18 protein-coding genes are annotated in these 17,768 nt (G+C 70.3%); 10 read left to right on the top strand and 8 right to left on the bottom strand.

Going from position 1 to position 17,768, the window contains the following annotated elements; genetic code table 11:
- The first annotated feature begins 35 nt into the window (after positions 1-35).
- The 5 genes from folP to VMD50_RS19895 all read left to right on the top strand — a co-directional run bounded on the left by folP (position 36) and on the right by VMD50_RS19895 (position 3,135).
- Positions 36-860: a dihydropteroate synthase gene (folP, locus tag VMD50_RS19915; RefSeq protein ID WP_325430073.1), complete on the top strand. Its 825-nt coding sequence runs from the start codon at positions 36-38 to the stop codon at positions 858-860.
- Positions 857-1,819 (top strand): glucosyl-3-phosphoglycerate synthase, encoded by a 963-nt coding sequence (locus tag VMD50_RS19910; RefSeq protein ID WP_325429922.1) that lies wholly within the window; start codon positions 857-859, stop codon positions 1,817-1,819. Before folP ends, VMD50_RS19910 begins: the two co-directional genes overlap by 4 nt.
- A 38-nt stretch (positions 1,820-1,857) precedes the next feature.
- Positions 1,858-2,211, top strand: coding sequence for a DivIVA domain-containing protein (locus VMD50_RS19905; RefSeq protein WP_325429919.1), 354 nt, complete (start codon positions 1,858-1,860; stop codon positions 2,209-2,211).
- Positions 2,208-2,789: a DNA-3-methyladenine glycosylase I gene (locus VMD50_RS19900; RefSeq protein WP_325429917.1), complete on the top strand. Its 582-nt coding sequence runs from the start codon at positions 2,208-2,210 to the stop codon at positions 2,787-2,789. Before VMD50_RS19905 ends, VMD50_RS19900 begins: the two co-directional genes overlap by 4 nt.
- A gap of 178 nt (positions 2,790-2,967) precedes the next feature.
- Complete coding sequence (locus tag VMD50_RS19895; protein WP_003406247.1) at positions 2,968-3,135, top strand: DUF3117 domain-containing protein; 168 nt, start codon at positions 2,968-2,970, stop codon at positions 3,133-3,135.
- Between the two features lie 6 nt (positions 3,136-3,141).
- Here the strand turns inward: VMD50_RS19895 and glgA are convergent, their stop codons facing one another.
- Positions 3,142-4,305 carry a glycogen synthase gene (gene glgA, locus VMD50_RS19890; RefSeq protein ID WP_325429913.1) on the bottom strand — a complete coding sequence of 388 codons (1,164 nt, stop codon included), beginning with the start codon at positions 4,303-4,305 and terminating at the stop codon, positions 3,142-3,144.
- A gap of 250 nt (positions 4,306-4,555) precedes the next feature.
- Between glgA and glgC the strand changes: the two genes are divergently transcribed.
- Complete coding sequence (gene glgC / locus VMD50_RS19885; protein WP_325429911.1) at positions 4,556-5,770, top strand: glucose-1-phosphate adenylyltransferase; 1,215 nt, start codon at positions 4,556-4,558, stop codon at positions 5,768-5,770.
- A gap of 13 nt (positions 5,771-5,783) precedes the next feature.
- Here the strand turns inward: glgC and VMD50_RS19880 are convergent, their stop codons facing one another.
- From VMD50_RS19880 to VMD50_RS19855, 6 genes are all read right to left on the bottom strand, one after another.
- A complete protein-coding gene (locus tag VMD50_RS19880; RefSeq protein WP_325429909.1) occupies positions 5,784-7,466 on the bottom strand; it encodes a CocE/NonD family hydrolase in 1,683 nt (560 codons plus the stop codon).
- Positions 7,467-7,496: 30 nt separating this feature from the next.
- Positions 7,497-8,171 carry a methyltransferase family protein gene (locus VMD50_RS19875; protein WP_325429907.1) on the bottom strand — a complete coding sequence of 225 codons (675 nt, stop codon included), beginning with the start codon at positions 8,169-8,171 and terminating at the stop codon, positions 7,497-7,499.
- 7 nt (positions 8,172-8,178) lie between these two features.
- Positions 8,179-9,819 (bottom strand): ABC transporter permease, encoded by a 1,641-nt coding sequence (locus tag VMD50_RS19870; protein WP_325429905.1) that lies wholly within the window; start codon positions 9,817-9,819, stop codon positions 8,179-8,181.
- Positions 9,816-10,742: an ABC transporter ATP-binding protein gene (locus VMD50_RS19865; protein ID WP_325429903.1), complete on the bottom strand. Its 927-nt coding sequence runs from the start codon at positions 10,740-10,742 to the stop codon at positions 9,816-9,818. The genes VMD50_RS19870 and VMD50_RS19865 overlap by 4 nt, the downstream gene beginning before the upstream one ends.
- On the bottom strand, positions 10,732-11,370 hold the full coding sequence (locus VMD50_RS19860; RefSeq protein ID WP_325429901.1) for a TetR/AcrR family transcriptional regulator: 639 nt from the start codon (positions 11,368-11,370) through the stop codon (positions 10,732-10,734). Before VMD50_RS19860 ends, VMD50_RS19865 begins: the two co-directional genes overlap by 11 nt.
- A gap of 347 nt (positions 11,371-11,717) precedes the next feature.
- Positions 11,718-12,386 carry an O-methyltransferase gene (locus VMD50_RS19855; protein WP_325429899.1) on the bottom strand — a complete coding sequence of 223 codons (669 nt, stop codon included), beginning with the start codon at positions 12,384-12,386 and terminating at the stop codon, positions 11,718-11,720.
- 202 nt (positions 12,387-12,588) lie between these two features.
- On the opposite strand from VMD50_RS19855, the gene sigE reads away from it, so the two are divergent.
- The 4 genes from sigE (at position 12,589) to tatB (ending at position 15,968) form a co-directional block, all read left to right on the top strand.
- Entirely contained in the window at positions 12,589-13,365 is a 777-nt protein-coding gene (gene sigE, locus VMD50_RS19850) for an RNA polymerase sigma factor SigE (protein WP_325429897.1), read from the top strand.
- A gap of 140 nt (positions 13,366-13,505) precedes the next feature.
- Positions 13,506-13,907, top strand: a complete 402-nt coding sequence (rseA, locus tag VMD50_RS19845) for an anti-sigma E factor RseA (RefSeq protein WP_325429895.1) — start codon at positions 13,506-13,508, stop codon at positions 13,905-13,907.
- Positions 13,908-14,048: 141 nt separating this feature from the next.
- Complete coding sequence (gene htrA, locus VMD50_RS19840) at positions 14,049-15,569, top strand: serine protease HtrA (protein ID WP_325429893.1); 1,521 nt, start codon at positions 14,049-14,051, stop codon at positions 15,567-15,569.
- A complete protein-coding gene (gene tatB, locus VMD50_RS19835) occupies positions 15,570-15,968 on the top strand; it encodes a Sec-independent protein translocase protein TatB (protein WP_325429891.1) in 399 nt (132 codons plus the stop codon).
- 120 nt (positions 15,969-16,088) lie between these two features.
- Here the strand turns inward: tatB and VMD50_RS19830 are convergent.
- Positions 16,089-17,768: PE family protein (locus VMD50_RS19830; RefSeq protein ID WP_325429889.1), on the bottom strand; the 1,680-nt coding region annotated here is incomplete at its 5' end.

Below are 17,768 nucleotides of genomic sequence, written 5' to 3'. Positions count from 1 at the left end.
GCGGGCGGCCCGTCGCCGGCGATCGCCCGCTGATCATGGCGATCGTCAACCGCACCCCGGATTCCTTCTACGACCGGGGCGCGACCTTCAGCGACGAGGCCGCCCGCGAGGCCGCCCACAAAGCCATCGCCGAGGGCGCCGACGTCATCGACGTCGGCGGGGTCAAGGCGGGCCCGGGCGACAGCGTCGACCAGGAGACCGAGATCGCCCGGCTGGTGCCGTTCATCGAATGGCTGCGCGGCGCCTACCCCGACCAGCTGATAAGCGTCGACACCTGGCGCTCGGGCGTGGCCAGGGTGGCCTGCGCCGCCGGCGCCGACTTGATCAACGACACCTGGGGCGGCATCGACCCCGCCCTGCCCGAGGTCGCCGCCGAGCTCGGGGCGGGGCTGGTGTGTTCGCACACCGGCGGGGCGCTGCCGCGCACGCGGCCGTTCCGGGTGAGCTACGGAACCTCCACGCGCGGGGTGGTCGACGACGTTATCCGCCGGGTGACCGCGGCGGCGGACCGGGCGGTCGCGGCCGGGGTGGCCCGCGACCGGGTGCTGATCGACCCGGCCCACGATTTCGGCAAGAACACCTTCCACGGGCTGGTTTTGTTGCGCCACGTGGGCGATCTGGTTAAGACCGGATGGCCCGTCCTGCTCGCTTTGAGTAACAAGGACTTCGTCGGGGAGACTTTGGGTGTGGAACTGACCGAACGGCTCGAGGGAACGCTGGCGGCCACCGCGCTGGCGGCGGCGGCCGGCGCCCGGATGTTCCGGGTGCATCAGGTCGCGGCCACCCGGCGGGTGCTCGAGATGGTGTCCTCGATCCAGGGCGTGCGCCCGCCGGCGCGCACGGTGAGGGGGCTCGCATGACGGCATCGGACCTGGTCGATCTCGCCGGCGCGGGCGTGCTTGCCGCCCGCCCCGGGGACGTCTTGCTATCCGACCGCAATTGGAACCGGCCCGGCTGGACACTCGGCGAACTCGCAGACGCGAAGGCCGCGCGCACCATCTCGGTGGTGCTGCCGGCCCTCAACGAGGAAGCCACCGTCGAGTCGGTGGTCGAAAGCATCTCGCCGCTGGTTGACGGCCTGGTCGACGAGCTGATCGTCCTGGACTCCGGCTCCACCGACGACACGGAGATCCGCGCCATCGCCGCCGGCGCGCGCGTCGTCAGCCGCGAGCAGGCGTTGCCCGAGGTGCCGGTCCGGCCCGGCAAGGGCGAGGTGCTGTGGCGTTCGCTGGCGGCCACCAGCGGCGACATCGTGGTGTTCGTCGACTCCGACCTGATCAACCCCCACCCGATGTTCGTTCCCTGGCTGGTGGCCCCGCTGCTCACCGGCGACGGGATTCACCTCGTCAAGAGCTTCTACCGGCGGCCGCTCCATGGCGCCGAAGCGGGCGGCGGGCGGGTCACCGAGCTGGTGGCCCGGCCGTTGCTGGCCGCGCTGCGCCCGGAGCTGGGTAGCATCCTGCAGCCGCTCGGCGGCGAGTACGCGGCCAGCCGGGAACTGCTGACATCGCTGCCGTTCGCCCCGGGCTACGGCGTGGAGATCGGCCTGCTGGTGGACACCTTCGACCGGTTGGGCCTGGACGCGATCGCCCAGGTGAACCTCGGTGTGCGGGCGCACCGCAACCGGCCGCTGCCCGAGCTGGGCGCGATGAGCCGCCAGGTCATCGCGACCCTGCTCTCGCGCTGCGGGATCCCCGACTCCGGCGTGGGCTTGACCCAGTTCTTCGCCGACGGCGCGGAGGGTTTCGGCTACACCGCGCACACCTCGCCGGTGTCGCTGGAGGACCGTCCGCCGATCCAGGGGGTCAGGCCCCGCTGATAGCCGGGATGTCGGGGCGATAGGGCAATATCGAACGCGTGGCGTTGGTGTTGCTGTACCTGGTCGTGCTGGTCCTGGTGGCGATCGTGCTGTTCGGCGCGGCCAGCCTGCTGTTCGGCCGCGGCGAGCAGCTGCCGCCCTTGCCGCGGGGGACGACGGCGACCGTGCTGCCCGCCTACGGGGTCACCGGCGCCGACGTTGACGCGGTCAAGTTCACCCAGGTGCTGCGCGGATACAAGACCAGCGAGGTGGACTGGGTGCTGGACCGGCTCGCCCGCGAGCTCGAGGCGCTGCGCGGCCAGCTGGCGGCGGTGCACGCTTCCGCAGCCCCCGACGACGAGACCGATTCCGTGGAACCCGAGGACGGCGAGAACCGTCAGGACTCAATATGAGCGAGGACGGGCTGGTTCGGTGCGGCTGGGCGGCCATTCGGCCCGGAGCGGACTTCGAGATGTATCGCGACTACCACGACCGGGAATGGGGCCGCCCGGTGCACGACGGGGTGGCGCTGTTCGAGCGGATGAGCCTGGAGGCCTTCCAGAGCGGCCTGTCGTGGCTGATCATTCTGCGCAAGCGGGAGAATTTCCGGCGCGCCTTCGCCGGGTTCGACATCGAGACGGTCGCCGGCTACACGGACGCCGACGTGCAGCGGCTGATGGCCGACGAGGGGATCGTCCGCAACCGGGCCAAGATCGACGCGACGATCGCCAACGCGCGCGCCGCCGCCGAGCTGGGATCGGCGGGCGACCTGTCCAAGCTGCTGTGGTCGTTCGCGCCGTCACCGCGCCCCCGCCCCACCGACGGGTCCGAAATTCCCTCGGCCAGCGCCGAATCGAAGGCGATGGCAAGCGAGCTCAAACGGCGCGGATTCCGCTTCGTCGGGCCGACCACCGCCTATGCGCTGATGCAGGCGACCGGCATGGTCGACGACCACATTCGCGGTTGCTGGGTGCCGGCGAACGCACTGTGAGGGCCTCTGTGAGGGGTCAGAGGCGGGTCTTGGTGTAACTGCCGCCCCCAATAGGGAACAATGGAGGCGTGATTTGGCAGTTCAATGTCGGGTACGGCTGGAAATCCACTGGCGGGGCATGCTCGGCGCCGACCAGGTCCGCGACGCCGGGCCAGCTCGAATCTGGAGGGAGCACTCGATGGCGGCGATGAAGCCCCGCACCGGAGACGGTCCTTTGGAGGCAACCAAGGAGGGGCGCGGCATCGTTATGCGAGTACCGCTCGAGGGTGGCGGCCGACTGGTCGTCGAGCTGACGCCCGACGAAGCCGCCGCCCTGGGTGACGAACTCAAGGGCGTTACCAGCTGAGCCGGCTTACGCCGTCACCTTCCGGTAGATCTCCAGCGTCTGCTCGGCCACGTGGGCCCAGGAGAAGTCCTCGATGCAGCGCTGGCGTCCCGCCTCGCCATAGCGCTTAGCCTTGTCGGGATCGGCGACCAGCTCATTGACCGCTTCGGCCAGCCCGGCCTGGAAGCCGGTCGGATCGTCGGGGTCGTAATGAACCAGCGACCCGGTGATCCCGTCCCTGACCACCTCGGGTATCCCGCCGACATCGGAGGCCACCACGGCGGTGGCGCACGCCATCGCCTCGAGGTTGACGATCCCCAACGGTTCGTACACCGATGGGCATACGAAAACCGTTGCTGCCGAAAGTATTTCGCGTAGCTCGCCGACGGGCAGCATCTCCCTGATCCAGTACACCCCATCGCGGTCGAGGACCAACTCCGCCACCGCGGCCCGAATCTCCTCGGCCAGCTCCGGGGTGTCGGGAGCACTGGCGCACAGCACCACCTGCGCCTCGGGGCGGAACCGGTGCGCGGCGGCCAACAGGTGCGCGACGCCCTTCTGCCGGGTGATGCGCCCGACGAACGCCACGATGGGCCGGCTGGTGTCGACGCCGAGTTCGGCGAGCACCGACCCGGTTTGCAGCGGGCCGGCGGGATACCAGACGTTGGTGTCGACGCCGTTGCGAATGACGTGCACCAGGCTCGGATCGAGCGTGGGGTAGACGCGCAGGATGTCTTCGCGCATCGCGGCGCTGACCGCGATGACGGCATCGGCGGCCAGCACCGCGGTCCGCTCCACCCACGTCGACACCCGGTAGCCGCCGCCGAGCTGTTCGGCCTTCCACGGCCGCAGCGGTTCCAGCGAATGCGCGGTCAGGACGTGGGGAACGTCGTAGAGCAACGCGGTCAGGTGCCCGGCCAGACCGGTGTACCAGGTGTGCGAATGCACGACCGTGGCCGCCGACGCGGCGTTGACCATCATCAGGTCCGCGGACAGGGCGGACAGCGCGGGGTTGGCGCCGTGCATGCGCGGGTCGGGTTGCTGCGCGAAGGCATCCGGGCGGGGCGCACCGATGCAGTGCACGTCGACCGCGCACAGCAGGCGCAGTTGCGCGACGAGTTCGGTGACGTGTACCCCGGCCCCGCCGTAGACGTCCGGTGGGTACTCCCGAGTCATCATCGCCACCCGCATACTCCGCACCGTAGTTCGGCGACGCCGCCGCCCGCGAGTCGGGCGGTGAGGAATTCGGAGAATTCGGTTTCCGCTCGGTCACGGCGCGGTGATTGCACGGCCCTTGAGTGGGCCTGAGCAATAATGGACGGTATCGGGTTGTGAAACCTGGCGAGAATTGAGCCAAATACCCTGACAGGCAGTCCGTCAGAACGGCGGCCACCGGGATTCCCCCTGGCAGCGGTTGGCGGCGGCCGATAGTTTGGGAGCCATGAGGGAAGCGCCACACGTGCTGGGCATTGTCCTGGCCGGCGGTGAGGGCAAGCGGTTATACCCGCTGACCGCGGACCGGGCCAAACCCGCGGTTCCCTTCGGTGGCGCCTACCGGCTGATCGACTTCGTGCTTTCCAACCTGGTCAATGCCCGCTATCTGAGGATCTGCGTTCTCACCCAGTACAAGTCGCATTCACTCGACCGTCACATTTCGCAGAACTGGCGCTTGTCCGGCCTGGCCGGCGAATACATCACGCCGGTGCCCGCGCAACAGCGCCTCGGACCGCGCTGGTACACGGGCTCCGCCGACGCGATCTATCAGTCGCTCAACCTGATCTACGACGAAGATCCCGACTACATAGTCGTTTTCGGCGCCGACCACGTGTACCGGATGGACCCCGAACAGATGGTCCGTCACCACATCGACAGCGGGGCCGGCGCGACCGTGGCCGGCATCAGGGTTCCGCGCAGCGATGCCTCGGCGTTCGGCTGCATCGACGCCGACGACTCCCGCCGCATCCGCGCCTTCGTGGAGAAGCCGTTCGAGCCGCCCGGAACTCCCGATGACCCCTCGTCGACGTTCGTTTCAATGGGCAACTACATCTTCACCACCAAGGTGCTCATCGACGCGATCCGGGCCGACGCCGACGACGACCACTCCGATCACGACATGGGCGGCGACATCATCCCGCGGTTGGTCGAGGACGGGATGGCCGCGGTTTACGACTTCTCCGACAACGAGGTGCCCGGCGCCACCGACCGCGACCGCGGCTACTGGCGCGACGTGGGAACGCTGGACGCGTTCTACGACGCGCACATGGACCTGGTCTCGGTGCATCCGGTGTTCAACCTGTACAACAAGCGCTGGCCGATTCGGGGCGAGTCGGAGAACCTGGCGCCGGCCAAGTTCGTCAACGGCGGCTCGGCGCAGGAGTCGGTGGTGGGCGCCGGCAGCATCATCTCGGCGGCATCGGTGCGCAACTCGGTGCTGTCGTCCAACGTCGTGGTCGACGACGGCGCTATCGTGGAGGGCAGCGTGATCATGCCGGGCGCCCGGGTCGGCCGCGGCGCGGTGGTGCGCCACGCGATCCTCGACAAGAACGTCGTCGTCGGGCCCGGCGAGATGGTCGGGGTCGATCTGGAAAAGGACCGCGAGCGCTTCGCGATCAGCGCCGGCGGCGTGGTCGCGGTCGGCAAGGGCGTCTGGATTTAGCCGGCTCGGCTAATTAGGGGACCTCGGGGATCAGCAGGTGCGCGTCATAGCGCGGGCCCCAGTGCAGGGCGACGCGGCCGTGGGGCGAGCTCTCATAGGCGGCGGGCATCTGACCGATCAGCGGATTGGTCGGGCACAGCCACCGCCCGGCGACCACGAGCCGTAGCTGCTCGCCGGCCCGGAACAGCGTGGCCGACGGGCCCAGCGCGACGTCGACCGCGACCACCTCGCCCGCGGAAACCGGTTGCGGCTCGGCGCACAACGGCACGGGCTCCCACGGCCGCGACAGCTCGGGGTCTAGCGCCCGCAGCGAGACCCGCTGCCACCCGGTGGTCACCCGGTCGCGGCCGTAGCCGTAGGACCCCTCGAAGGCGACGAACCGGCCCGCACGCCACTTCTCCACGCCCACGAACAGGTTGGCGTCGTCGCAGCCATCCAGCGCCACCCACAGCCGGGCGGCCATCGGGCCGGTCAGCTCGAGGTCGGCGGGCACCGTCCAGCTGAAGGCCGCTGCGGTGGAACGTGTTTCGAACGCGATGCTGCCGGCGCTAGCCGGCCGCTCGGGCGCCAGCAGCCCGGGCCCATCCAGATATAAAGGCCGCCAGCGGGTGCGGGCCAGCGGCCACTCGGCCTCCTCGCGCACCGCGGCGACGGTATCGCGGTCCTCGCGCACCTCGAGGCGGACGCTACGGGAAGGCGCCGCTCCGTCGAGCACGCCCCGGAAGAACGTCAGCTGCTCGGCCAGCGCGGCCTCGGAGTAGAAGGTCGCCCATTTGCCGCCCCGATGGGTGTAGAGGCGGGCGTGGGCGGAACCGGCGCGCGTGAAAGCGCGCATCGACCCGCGGCTGTGCAGGTTGTTGTCCGAGAAGCTGCCGCAGACGAGCATGGGGACCTCGATCGCCGACAGGTCGGGCACCACCGAGCGCCAGAAGTCGTCACGCAGCGGGTGGCCCTCCTGCATCCGCGCGAGGTCGTAGGCCTGCCGGGTGTCGCGACGCAGGTTGTGCGACCACAGCCGGGTAAATCCGGTCTCGCGAACGCCGCCGGGAAAGGTCAGGTCGCGATACGCGTCGGTGAAGCCCTCCCAAGGGCAGATCGCCCGCAGCGCCGGCGGCTTCAGGGCGGCGACCGCGTACTGGGTGATGGCCAGGTAGGAGACCCCGAGCATGACGATGCGGCCGTCGCTCCACGGCCGGCCGGCGATCCACTGCACCAGGTCGTAGGTGTCCTCGGCCTCCCGCCGCGACAGCAGGTTTCCGGTGCCGTCGGAGTGGCCGCACCCCCGCGAGTCGGCATTCACCACGGTGAAGCCCCGCGCGGTCCACCACGCCGGGTCCGGCGCCTCCCAACCGGTCAGCGCCGAGAAGGTCACCGGTCGCGGCTGACGCAAGACCCGGTATTGCACCGAGAACGTCCACCTCCCGCGCCGTCGCCTCGGCAGGTTGTCCTTGCCGTAGGGGTGGATGCTCAGGATGACCGGCCGCGGAACGTCGTCGGACTTCCGGTAGACGTTGATCCGCAACACCGTCCCGTCGCGCGTCGGGACGGCGACATCATGCTCGACGAAGACGTCCGGTGGGGCAGGGGTGATCGTGATCGGGGGTTTGGCGATGCCGCGGAGCCTGACCAGCGCGTACCGCAGGCCGCCGGGGCGTCGCCAGGGCCGGTCCAGCGCGGGTGCCGAATTTCGCGCCACGCCGCTACCTTAAGCAGTTCAGCCGGGCCGCTACCACACGGCGGGCACCAGGCGATAGCGCACGCGCTGCGCGTACTCCCGGTATCCCGGCAACTGCTGGGTGAGCAGCTTCTCCTCGTCGCGGATGCGGAAGACGAGCACCGCGACGCCCGGGATCACGAAGAGCAGTCCCCAGTAGGAGCCGAGCGCCAAAGGTATGCCCACCATCATGATCACGTCGCCGACATACATCGGGTGCCTGACGAACTTGTAGAGGCCGCCGGAGGCCACCCGCTGGCCGGCCTCCACCGTGACGGTGGCGGCGGCGTAGGAATTCTCGATGATCACCAGCATGGCGATCGTCAGCCCGGTCGCGACCAGGACGTCACCGAGCACGCACAGCCACACGGGCACCGTCGACCAGCCCATCCGATGATCGAGGGCGCTGAACGCCATCATCGCGAAGAGGTCCAGGAACGAGCCGGTGATGATGATTTTCTGGGCCGTTCGGGTTTCGGCCCTCGGCCCGGCCCGCATGCGGCGCTGCAGCGCCGCCGGGTTGTTCCGGGCCAGATAGATCGTGGGGACGATCGTCGACGCCGTGAACACGGCGATGAAAACCCAGGCCTGCCAATAGTCGAACGTGCCGGCCGGTCCGAACAGGATCAGGCCGTAGAAGGCCAGCCCGAGGATCGAGGACAACGTCAGCCGGGCAGCGAGTTTCATGGTGCTCCTAACAACACAGATCGCGACGTCGGAAAGCCATGGCGCCCAAGATAATCAGCGCCGCGTCGATGGCCAGTAGCCACAGCAGCGGCACGGCGGTGAAGTCGGCGCCGACCCGCGGGGTGTGCGCGAACGGTTCCAGGTCGAGCAGCCACTGCGGGAACCGGGCCAACTCGCCGATCAGGTAGACGGCGACGAACCCGACCAGCACGCCCCACGCCAACGGCGTGAACCGCGGTGCCGCACCGAACAACGCGACAGTGACGGCGGCGAGCAGCCAGACGGCGGGCAGCTGGGCGGCCGCGGTGCCGACCACGACGGCCAGCTTGCCGCCGACGTCGCCGGCCGCGACGCCGTAGACCAGCCCGCCGGCCACGCCGCTGACCAGCATCGCGACCGCGGATCCGATCAGTGCGGCGGCCAAATGGCTTGCCAGCCAGTGAGTTCGGGAGACGGCGCCGGCCAGCGTCGTGTCGGCGCGCTGGCCGGATTCCTCCTGATGCAAGCGCAGGGTGAGCGAGATCGCGAACGCGGCGGCCACCATGCCCATCATGGCGTAGGCCACCGCGATGAAGGCCTCCTCCAGGGCGCTGGTGCCGCCCATCCGCGCGACGATGTCGCGCACGACGGTGCTGCCGCCCAGCTCGTCGCCGATGCCGTGCACGACGCTGCCCATCAGCAGGCCATACAGGCACAGGCCCACCGTCCACAGCAGCAGCGCGCCGCGGTCGAGCCGCCACGTCAGGCCGTCGACGCCGCTCAGCCGGCTTCCGGCGGCGCCGGGACCGGCGCGTTCGGCGATGAGGCCGGCGCCCACGTCGCGGCCGGCGAGCAGTCGATAGGCCACCAGGGTGAGCACGGCCGTCGTCACCAGGTGCAGCAGGAGAACCCACCAGCGGTCGCCCGCGTACGGCCGGACCTGCAGCGACCACCCCAGCGGCGAGAGCCACGACAGCGCGCCGCCACCCGCGTCGCCGATGGCGCGCAGCGTGAACGCGGCCCCCAGCACGGCGAACGCGGCGCCGCGGGCGAACCGGGCGCTCGGCGACAGCTGCGCGGTCACCGCGGCGACCGCGGTGAAGACCAGGCCGGAGCAGGCCAGCGCCGCCCCGAACGCCAGCGACCCGCCGGCCGGGACGTCGGTCGTCAGCAATCCCGCCGCCCCGATCGCGCCGGTGGCGATCGAGGCCCCGAAGGACAACAGCAGCGCCGCGGTCAGGCTGGCGTAGCGGCCGATCGCGGTCGAGTCCACCAGCTCGGTCCGGCCGGTCTCCTCGTCGGCGCGGGTGTGCCGGATCACGGTGAGGATGACGGCCACCGCAATCAGCAGGTGGAACATCCCGGCCTTCCAAATGCCAACGGCGCCAAGGCTGTCGTTGTAGACCTGGCCGTAGAGCGCGCGCTGGGCCGGGCTGGCCGTGATCGACGCCGCGAACCCGGCGCGGGCCGCTTGGGTCGGGTAGACCTTCTCGATGCTGCCGATGTACACCGTGGCCAGCGGCACCGACAGCAGCAGCACCCACAGCGGCAACGAGACCCGGTCCCGGCGCACGTAGAGCCGCAGCATGCCCGGCGTGCCGGAGATGTGGGAACCCGCCCGCGGCGCCGGTTGCTCGGGGCGGGCCCGATCCAGCGTCGCGGTGCTCATGCCGACACCTTCGCGTCGCTGGCGGCGTCTGTGCCGTCGTAGTGGCGCAGGAACAGTTCCTCGAGCGTCGGGGGCTGGCTGACGAGGCTGCGCACGCCGGCGGCGCCGAGCGCCCGGATGAGTTCGCCCAGGCTTTCGCTGTCGACCTGGGCGCGCAGCGTGGTGCCCTCGATGCTGACGTCCTCGACGCCCCTGATGCCCGCGATGTCGCCGGGGTCGCCGATCAGTTCGGCCTTGATCGAGGTGCGGCTGAGGTGGCGCATGGACTCCAGCGAGCCACTCTCGACGCTCCTGCCGGCGCGGATGATGGTCACCCGTTCGCACAGCGCTTCGGTTTCGGCCAGGATGTGGCTGGACAGCAACACCGTCGTACCGCGGTCGCGCGCCTCGCCGACGCACTGCTGAAACACGTTCTCCATCAACGGGTCCAGCCCGCTGCTGGGCTCGTCCAAGAGCAGCAGCCTGGCGTGTGACGAGAAGGCGGAGATCAGGGAGACCTTCTGCCGGTTGCCCTTCGAGTAGGTGCGCGCCTTCTTGTGCGGGTCGAGGTCGAACCGCTCGATCAGCTCGGCGCGCCGGCGTTCGTCGATGCCGCCGCGCATGCGGGCCAGCAGGTCGATGGTCTCGCCGCCGGTCAGTGAGGGCCACAGGGTCACATCGCCCGGCACGTAGGCGATGTGGCGGTGCAGCGCGACCGCGTCGGTCCACGGGTCGCCACCCAGCAACCGGGCGGTTCCCCCGTCGGCTTTCACCAGTCCCAGCAGGACGCGGATGGTCGTCGACTTGCCTGCACCGTTGGGCCCGAGAAACCCGTGCACCTCTCCTTCGCGCACCGTCAAATCGAGGCCGTCCAGCGCCCGCACCGCACCGAAATTCTTCGTCAGGTCGCGGATTTCGATGGGCGCGACGTGGTCAGCTGGCATGGGATCCTCCTTGATCGTCGGCGGCCAGGAATGCGTCGTACATGGTGCGGTCCACCATCAGGCCTTCGGTGTAGATCTCGAGGGCGGGCAGGATCATGTCACGCGAATAGTCGCGGAGCACCGCGCGCAGATCGTTTGGGTTGTCGTGCATTTGCAGATAGAGCAGGAGCCCGCCGCCCCCGGTGATGCCCAGATACTTGGCCCTGGCTTGCGGATCGCGGCTGGGTTTGATCGTCCCGGCCCGCACGCCGGCTTCGAGGTATTCCTGGGCGTTCTCGATCATCCTCTGCCACAACATTTTCGCCAGGTCGCCGCCGGTCTGCATGCTGCGCAACAGGTAGGCGGTCATCGGGGCGAATTCCTCGATCTCGGCCAGTTGCGCGAACCAAACGGCCGGGTCATTGGATTGCAGCGCCTCCGCCTTGGTCTCGCGGATCTGTTCGGCGACGTAGTCGTCGCAAGCCTTGCGCAGGCCTTCCTTGGAGCCGAAATGGTGGATGACCAGCGCGGCGCTCACCCCCGCCGCCTCGGCGATCGCGCGCAGCCCCACGTCGAAGCCGCGCTCGCCGAACTGCTCGATCGCCGCCTCGCGGATCCGGGCTGCGGCGGTCAGGTCGGCTGAACGCATGTTCAGTACGCTAAACGTGCGTTCAGCCGACCGTCAAGGGGGCGCGCCCAGAGTTTCGGGTGGGTTTGACGCGGGCAACGGACAATCCGGATTCCTAACCCGGCATAACGCCTGGTCTCGTAAGTCATGATTCTTAATCAGATTTGGGAGCGACCCGGGCAACATCACCGAACGTGCGCTCACCGCGAAATTTTGGCCAGAAACTCGCAACCAGTCCACGCTCGGCGCGGTGGAAGCGTCCCGGCGGGGCGATCGTCAACGCCCACTAGTGGCAACGCGTTAACGACTCACGAAATAGGTCGATGGTGGCGACCCCAGCGCCGGGCTACGCCGCGCTTGCGCCCGAACTAGTCCCGGACTGCGGCCAGCAGCCCGTCGCCCAGCGGCACCAGCGCCGGGCTGAGCCGCTCGTCCTCGGCGATGAGCCGGGCCGCCTCGCGCACCGCGGTCACCTCCGCATCGCCCGCGGCGGGATCACCCGCCCGGCCCCCCAGCGCCGCGCGGTGCACCACGATGACGCCCCCGGATCGCAGCAGCCGCACGCCCTCGACGACGTAGTCGGGCTGGTCGATCGGGTCGGCGTCGATGAACACCAGGTCGTAGGACTCGTCGGCGAGCCGGGTGAGCACCTCTTGGGCGCGCCCGCTGATCAGCCGGGTGCGCGAGGGTCCGATGCCGGCGTCGGAGAAGGACTGCTTGGCGAGCCGCAGGTACTCGGGCTCGTTGTCGATCGTGGTCAACACGCCGTCGTCGCCCATGCCCGACAACAGCCAGAGCCCGCTGACCCCCGCGCCGGTACCCACCTCGGCGACGGCCTTGCCGCCGCTGAGCTTGGCCAGCAGGCTCAACAGCGCACCGACCGCCGGTGTCACGGCGCCGGCGCCGATCTCCACGGCGCGTTCGCGGGCCGCGGCCAGCAGCGCGTCCTCAGAGATCGACCCCTCGGCGTGCGCGCAGAGTGACTCGGCTCGACTGGGAGCCGTCTGGCCGGGGGCTGCTGCGTCGGTGCCGTCCATGACCCGCAGCGTATTCCAATTTGCCGCCAGGCCGGGCAGGCGCGCCTGAATAGAACCGGGCCGACACGCCCGGATCCCGCGGAGCGACGCAACTCACTCCCCCGGGCATTGGCCCAGTTCAACGCAGGTAACGATCTGGTTTCTCAGCCAAACCTCAGATTGCTCCTATGTCGCGCATACGCCGATGGGCGACGGTATGCGTATGGAACGCGGTGGGCGGGGGACCGGGAATACAAATCACCGGATTGGGAATACACACTGGCAGCTTCGCGTTGACGCGGTCGACGAGCTGTCAGGCTTCGGCAGCAGGGAAAACCCGGAGGATTCAATCATCACGTCGCTTTTGAGCCCGACTACCATGTCTCACGCCCAGGACTGCCGGGACGACGAATGGGTGGAGAAGACGGACGCGTTGCAGGGCACCGCGGTGTTCGACGCGACCGGGGACAAGGCGACGATGCCGTCGTGGGACGAGTTGGTGCGCCAGCACGCCGATCGGGTGTACCGGTTGGCCTACCGACTCTCCGGCAACCAGCAGGACGCCGAGGATCTGACCCAGGAAACCTTCATCCGGGTGTTCCGGTCGGTCCAGAACTACCAGCCCGGGACCTTCGAGGGCTGGCTGCACCGCATCACCACCAACCTCTTTCTCGACATGGTGCGTCGGCGCGCCCGCATCCGCATGGAGGCGCTGCCCGAGGATTACGACCGGGTGCCCGCCGACGAGCCCAACCCCGAGCAGATCTATCACGATGCGCGGCTGGGGCCCGACCTGCAGGCCGCGTTGGATTCGCTGCCGCCGGAGTTTCGCGCCGCGGTCGTGCTGTGTGACATCGAGGGCCTGTCCTACGAGGAGATCGGCGCCACCCTCGGTGTCAAGCTGGGCACCGTGCGCAGCCGCATCCACCGCGGGCGTCAGGCGCTGCGCGACTATCTGGCCGCGCATCCCGAGCACGGGCTGCACGCCGAGCCGGCGTAGCGGCACGGCCGCCGAACGGCTTATCCACAGCCGAATAACACCGTTGGACGCAAGAACCCAACGGCTTTCCGCGCTGTAGGCGCGGTATGGGCGCGACCTCGCGCTACATTCGTGGATGGGCGGTAAGAAAGGAATTGGTGATGGCGGACCGAGGAGAGGTGTTTCGCCGCGCGTTCTCCTGGTTGCCCGCGCAGTTCGCCTCCCAGAGCGACGCGCCCGTCGGCGCGCCGCGCCGGTTCCGTTCCACCGAGCACCTGTCCATCGAGGCGATCGCCGCGTTCGTCGACGGTGAGCTGCGGATGAACGCACACCTGCGCGCGGCCCACCACCTCTCGCTGTGCCCGGAATGCGCGGCCGAGGTCGAGGACCAGAGCCGGGCGCGTGCGGCGTTGCGTGATTCCCACCCGATCCGCATCCCCAGCAACCTGCTGGGGCTGCTGTCCGAGATTCCGCATTACCCGTCGTCCGACGACGAGACCGCTCCGGAGGCCCCGGACCGTTCTCGCGACCGCGACGCGCGCGATCAGCGTAAGCGCCGGTAGCTTGCCGGCATCGCCGCCGCGCGTTCGTGCCGACCAATCCCGCACCGTGGATACTAGGGTGGACACGGCAATGCGGGCGCGGCGCAAAGCGCCCGGTAAGCGGCCTGTCTCGAGCGCTCAAGAAGAGGATCCAAAGGTAACGTGACCTCCGACGGCAACAACAGGGGCAACGACAGCGGCAACGGCGCGGATCGCCTGGCGCCGCGCCCCGTCTCCCGGCCACCGGTCGACCCCGCATCGCGTCAGGCGTTCGGCCGTCCCACCGGGCTCCGGGGCTCCTTCGTGGCCGAGCGGGTGCGCCCGCCGAAGTACCGCGAACAGGCCGAGTTCACGCCCCACGACCAACCGGGCGATCCCGTCCTCGAGGAGGCGTTCAGCCGGCCCGTCGGGACCGTGGACACGCTGCAGCGCCACCCGATCGATGCCTGCGCGCTGGCCGCCGAGCAGGACGGCGCCGAGCCCGAGGGGGCGGAAGACCCCTGGCGCGACCCCGCCGCCGCGGCGGCCCTGGGCGCGCCGGCCGTCGCGCCGGCCGGACCGCAGGCCGTGCCGGGCTACGGCGGCAAGCTCGGGGTCCGCGACGTGCTGTTCGGGCGCAAGGTGTCCTACCTGGCGCTGTCGGTCCTACTGCTGATCGCGCTGGTGATCGGCCTGATCGGCGGCGTGATCGGGCGCAAGACGGCCGAGGTCGTCGAGGCGTTCACCACCTCTAAGGTCACGCTGTCGACGCCCGGCAACGGTGAGCAGCCGGCGGGCCGGTTCGCCAAGGTGGCGACGGCGACCGCCAACGCCGTGGTCACGATCGAGTCGAAGAGCGACCAGGAGGGCATGCAGGGCTCCGGGGTCGTCATCGACGGCCGCGGCTACATCGTCACCAACAACCACGTCATCTCCGAGGCGGCCAACAATCCCAGCCAGTTCAAGACGACCGTGGTCTTCAACGACGGCAAGGAGGTGCCGGCCAACCTGGTGGGCCGCGACCCCAAGACCGACCTGGCCGTGCTCAAGGTCGACAACGTCGACAACCTGTCCGTGGCCCGGCTCGGTGACTCCGACAAGGTCCGTGTCGGCGACGAGGTCCTCGCGGCGGGTGCGCCGTTAGGGCTGCGCAGCACGGTGACCCATGGCATCATCAGCGCGCTGCACCGCCCCGTCCCGCTGTCGGGGGAGGGCTCGGACACCGACACCGTCATCGACGCCCTCCAGACCGACGCGTCGATCAACCACGGCAACTCCGGTGGCCCCCTGATCGACATGGACTCCCAGGTGATCGGCATCGACACCGCCGGTAAGTCGTTGTCCGACAGCGCAAGTGGGCTCGGCTTCGCGATCCCGATCAACGAGGCCAAGCAGGTGGCCCAGACGCTGATCAAGGACGGGAAGATCGTGCACCCGACGCTGGGCGTCAGCAGCCGGTCGGTGAGCAACGCGATCGCCTCCGGCGCCCAGGTCGCCAACGTCAAAGCGGGCAGCCCGGCCCAGAAGGGCGGGATCCTGGAGAACGACGTGATCGTCAAGGTCGGCAACCGCAAGGTCGCCGACGCCGACGAATTCGTCGTCGCCGTGCGGCAGCTGACCATCGGGCAGGACTCCCCGGTGGAGGTGGTCCGCGATGGCCGGCACGTCACGCTGACGGTGAAACCCGACGCGGATAACGGCTAAGTGTTCGCGAATCTGAGCTGGGAGCACATCCTGGTCCTCGTCGTGGTCGGGCTGGTGATCCTTGGGCCCGAGCGGCTCCCGGGCGCGATCCGGTGGACGTCGAACGCGCTCCGGCAGGCACGTGACTACCTCAGCGGCATGACGACCCAGCTGCGCCAGGACCTCGGACCCGAGTTCGACGAACTGCGCGAGCCGCTCAGCGAGCTGCAGAAACTGCGTGGCATGAGCCCGCGCGCCGCGCTGACCAAGCATCTGCTGGACGGCGACGACTCGTTCCTCACGGGGAACTTCGACAGGCCGGTCAATGGAACGCCCGCCAAACCAGCTGAGCCTGTACGGCCCGCACAGCCGGAGAGCCAGACCGGCGGCCCGGCGCCGTTCGACGCCGACGCGACCTGATGGACGCTGATCCCATGAAACAAGCGTCACTGAGACCCTGATCGGCCGGTGCAGTTCGGCCCATTAAAGCCCGCCACCTCGGTGTCGCTCGAGCACTGCGTGAACCAATACCCTGGCTGGCTACGGCAAACCGTTCAGCCCGTTTACGCCTATCAGCCCCGCCGCGCCGCCGGCGCCACCGGCGCCGGTTGTAATGCCGGTCCCGCCGTTGCCGCCGTTGCCGCCGTCGCCGGCCAGGTCGCCGGCTTGGCCGCCGGCCCCGCCCGGCCCGCCTGCGCCGAAACCGCTGGATCCGCCGGCGCCGCCGGCGCCGCCGTCGCCGCTCAGCAGACCGGCCTTGCCGCCGGCCCCGCCGTCCCCGCCGGGCCCGGTTTCGGTAGCTCCGCCGATCCCGCCAATCCCGCCGCCGCCGAACAGGAGGGCGTTGCCGCCGGCCCCGCCGGCCCCACCGCCATTGGTGGCGAATCCGCCGGCCCCGCCGTCCCCGCCGCTGAAGAACAGCAGGCTGGCGTTGCCGCCGGTCCCACCGGCACCGCCGAGGGCGTTAAAGCCGGTCCCACCGGTCCCGCCGATCCCGCCGTCGCCGAACAGCAGGCCGGCGTTGCCGCCATTCCCGCCGACCCCGCCGACGCTGTTGTTGCCGCCGCTGAATCCGCCGGTCCCGCCGCCGCCGCCGGAGCCGGCGAGCAGGCCGGCGTTGCCGCCGGCGCCGCCAGCGCCGCCATTGCTTCCTCCGCCGTTCCCGCCGGCCCCGCCGTCCCCGCCGCCCGCGCCGACCAGCGCGCTGAGCAGCCCCGCGGCCCCGCCGTTTCCGCCGGCCCCGCCGGACCCGCCGCTGCTATTGCCGGGCCCGCCGGCCCCGCCGACCATGAGGTTTAGGCCCGATGCGACTCCGCCATTTCCGCCGGTCCCGCCGTTACCAGACAGCAACCCGCCGGCCCCGCCGGCCCCGCCGGCCCCGCCGGCGAAGCCGACGGCGCCGTTGCCCGATGCGTTCCCGCCGGCTCCACCGGGCCCGCCGGCGCCGAACAGGCCTGCGGCCCCGCCAGCACCGCCATTGTGGCCGGGCGCGTTGAGCGCGCCGGACACACCGGACCCGCCGGCCCCGCCGTCGCCGAGCAAGAACCCGCCTGGTCCACCGGGCAGCCCGCTGCCCGGGGCTGCGTTGGAACCGTTGCCGATCAGCGGGCGCTGCAGCAGCAACTCGGTCGGAGCGTTGATCACATCGAATACCGGCTGCAGCGGCCCGGCCACACCGTTCGGGCCGGCGGCGCCGTTGTTGGCCGGCGTCGGACCAATCCCGCCGTTGCCGCCGTTGCCGGCAGTGCCGATCAGCACAGCGTTGCCGCCGACCCCGCCGGCACCACCGATCGTTGCCCCCGTCCCGCCTGCTCCGCCGGCACCGCCGTCGCCCACGAGCACGCCGGCCTGACCGCCGCTCCCGCCCGTCCCGCCGACGCCAAAGAGGCTGGCTCCGCCGGCCCCGCCGATCCCGCCATTGGAGAACAGCAGGCCGGCGGCGCCGCCGTTTCCGCCGGTCCCGCCGGTGACGGAGCCAAAGCCGGCCCCGCCGGTCCCGCCGACTCCGCCGCTGGAGAACAGCAGGCCGGCGCTGCCGCCCGTCCCGCCGTTCCCGCCGGGGCCTCCCTCGCCGACCCCGCCGGTCCCGCCCGCCCCACCGGGCCCGAACAGCAGACCGGCGTTGCCGCCGTTTCCGCCGGCCCCGCCGCCGCCGACACCAAGGCCGATCCCGCCGGTACCGCCGGCGCCGCCGGGGCCGGCGAGCAGGCTGGCGTTGCC

It is taken from the genome of Mycobacterium sp., assembly GCF_035506235.1.
GTDB lineage: Bacteria > Actinomycetota > Actinomycetes > Mycobacteriales > Mycobacteriaceae > Mycobacterium.
Note: the sequence above shows the minus strand (reverse complement) of the source record. Positions and strands in the feature narration are given on the sequence as shown.

Coding starts and splice junctions, on each gene's coding strand:
- VMD50_RS19900 (WP_325429917.1), top strand. CDS start 2,208: ATGAGCGAGGACGGGCTGGTTCGGTGCGGCTGGGCGGCCATTCGGCCC.
- glgA (WP_325429913.1), bottom strand. CDS start 4,305: ATGCGGGTGGCGATGATGACTCGGGAGTACCCACCGGACGTCTACGGC.
- VMD50_RS19860 (WP_325429901.1), bottom strand. CDS start 11,370: ATGCGTTCAGCCGACCTGACCGCCGCAGCCCGGATCCGCGAGGCGGCG.
- VMD50_RS19855 (WP_325429899.1), bottom strand. CDS start 12,386: ATGGACGGCACCGACGCAGCAGCCCCCGGCCAGACGGCTCCCAGTCGA.
- VMD50_RS19875 (WP_325429907.1), bottom strand. CDS start 8,171: ATGAAACTCGCTGCCCGGCTGACGTTGTCCTCGATCCTCGGGCTGGCC.
- sigE (WP_325429897.1), top strand. CDS start 12,589: ATGGAACGCGGTGGGCGGGGGACCGGGAATACAAATCACCGGATTGGG.
- VMD50_RS19865 (WP_325429903.1), bottom strand. CDS start 10,742: ATGCCAGCTGACCACGTCGCGCCCATCGAAATCCGCGACCTGACGAAG.
- glgC (WP_325429911.1), top strand. CDS start 4,556: ATGAGGGAAGCGCCACACGTGCTGGGCATTGTCCTGGCCGGCGGTGAG.
- VMD50_RS19910 (WP_325429922.1), top strand. CDS start 857: ATGACGGCATCGGACCTGGTCGATCTCGCCGGCGCGGGCGTGCTTGCC.
- VMD50_RS19870 (WP_325429905.1), bottom strand. CDS start 9,819: ATGAGCACCGCGACGCTGGATCGGGCCCGCCCCGAGCAACCGGCGCCG.
- VMD50_RS19895 (WP_003406247.1), top strand. CDS start 2,968: ATGGCGGCGATGAAGCCCCGCACCGGAGACGGTCCTTTGGAGGCAACC.
- folP (WP_325430073.1), top strand. CDS start 36: ATGGCGATCGTCAACCGCACCCCGGATTCCTTCTACGACCGGGGCGCG.
- rseA (WP_325429895.1), top strand. CDS start 13,506: ATGGCGGACCGAGGAGAGGTGTTTCGCCGCGCGTTCTCCTGGTTGCCC.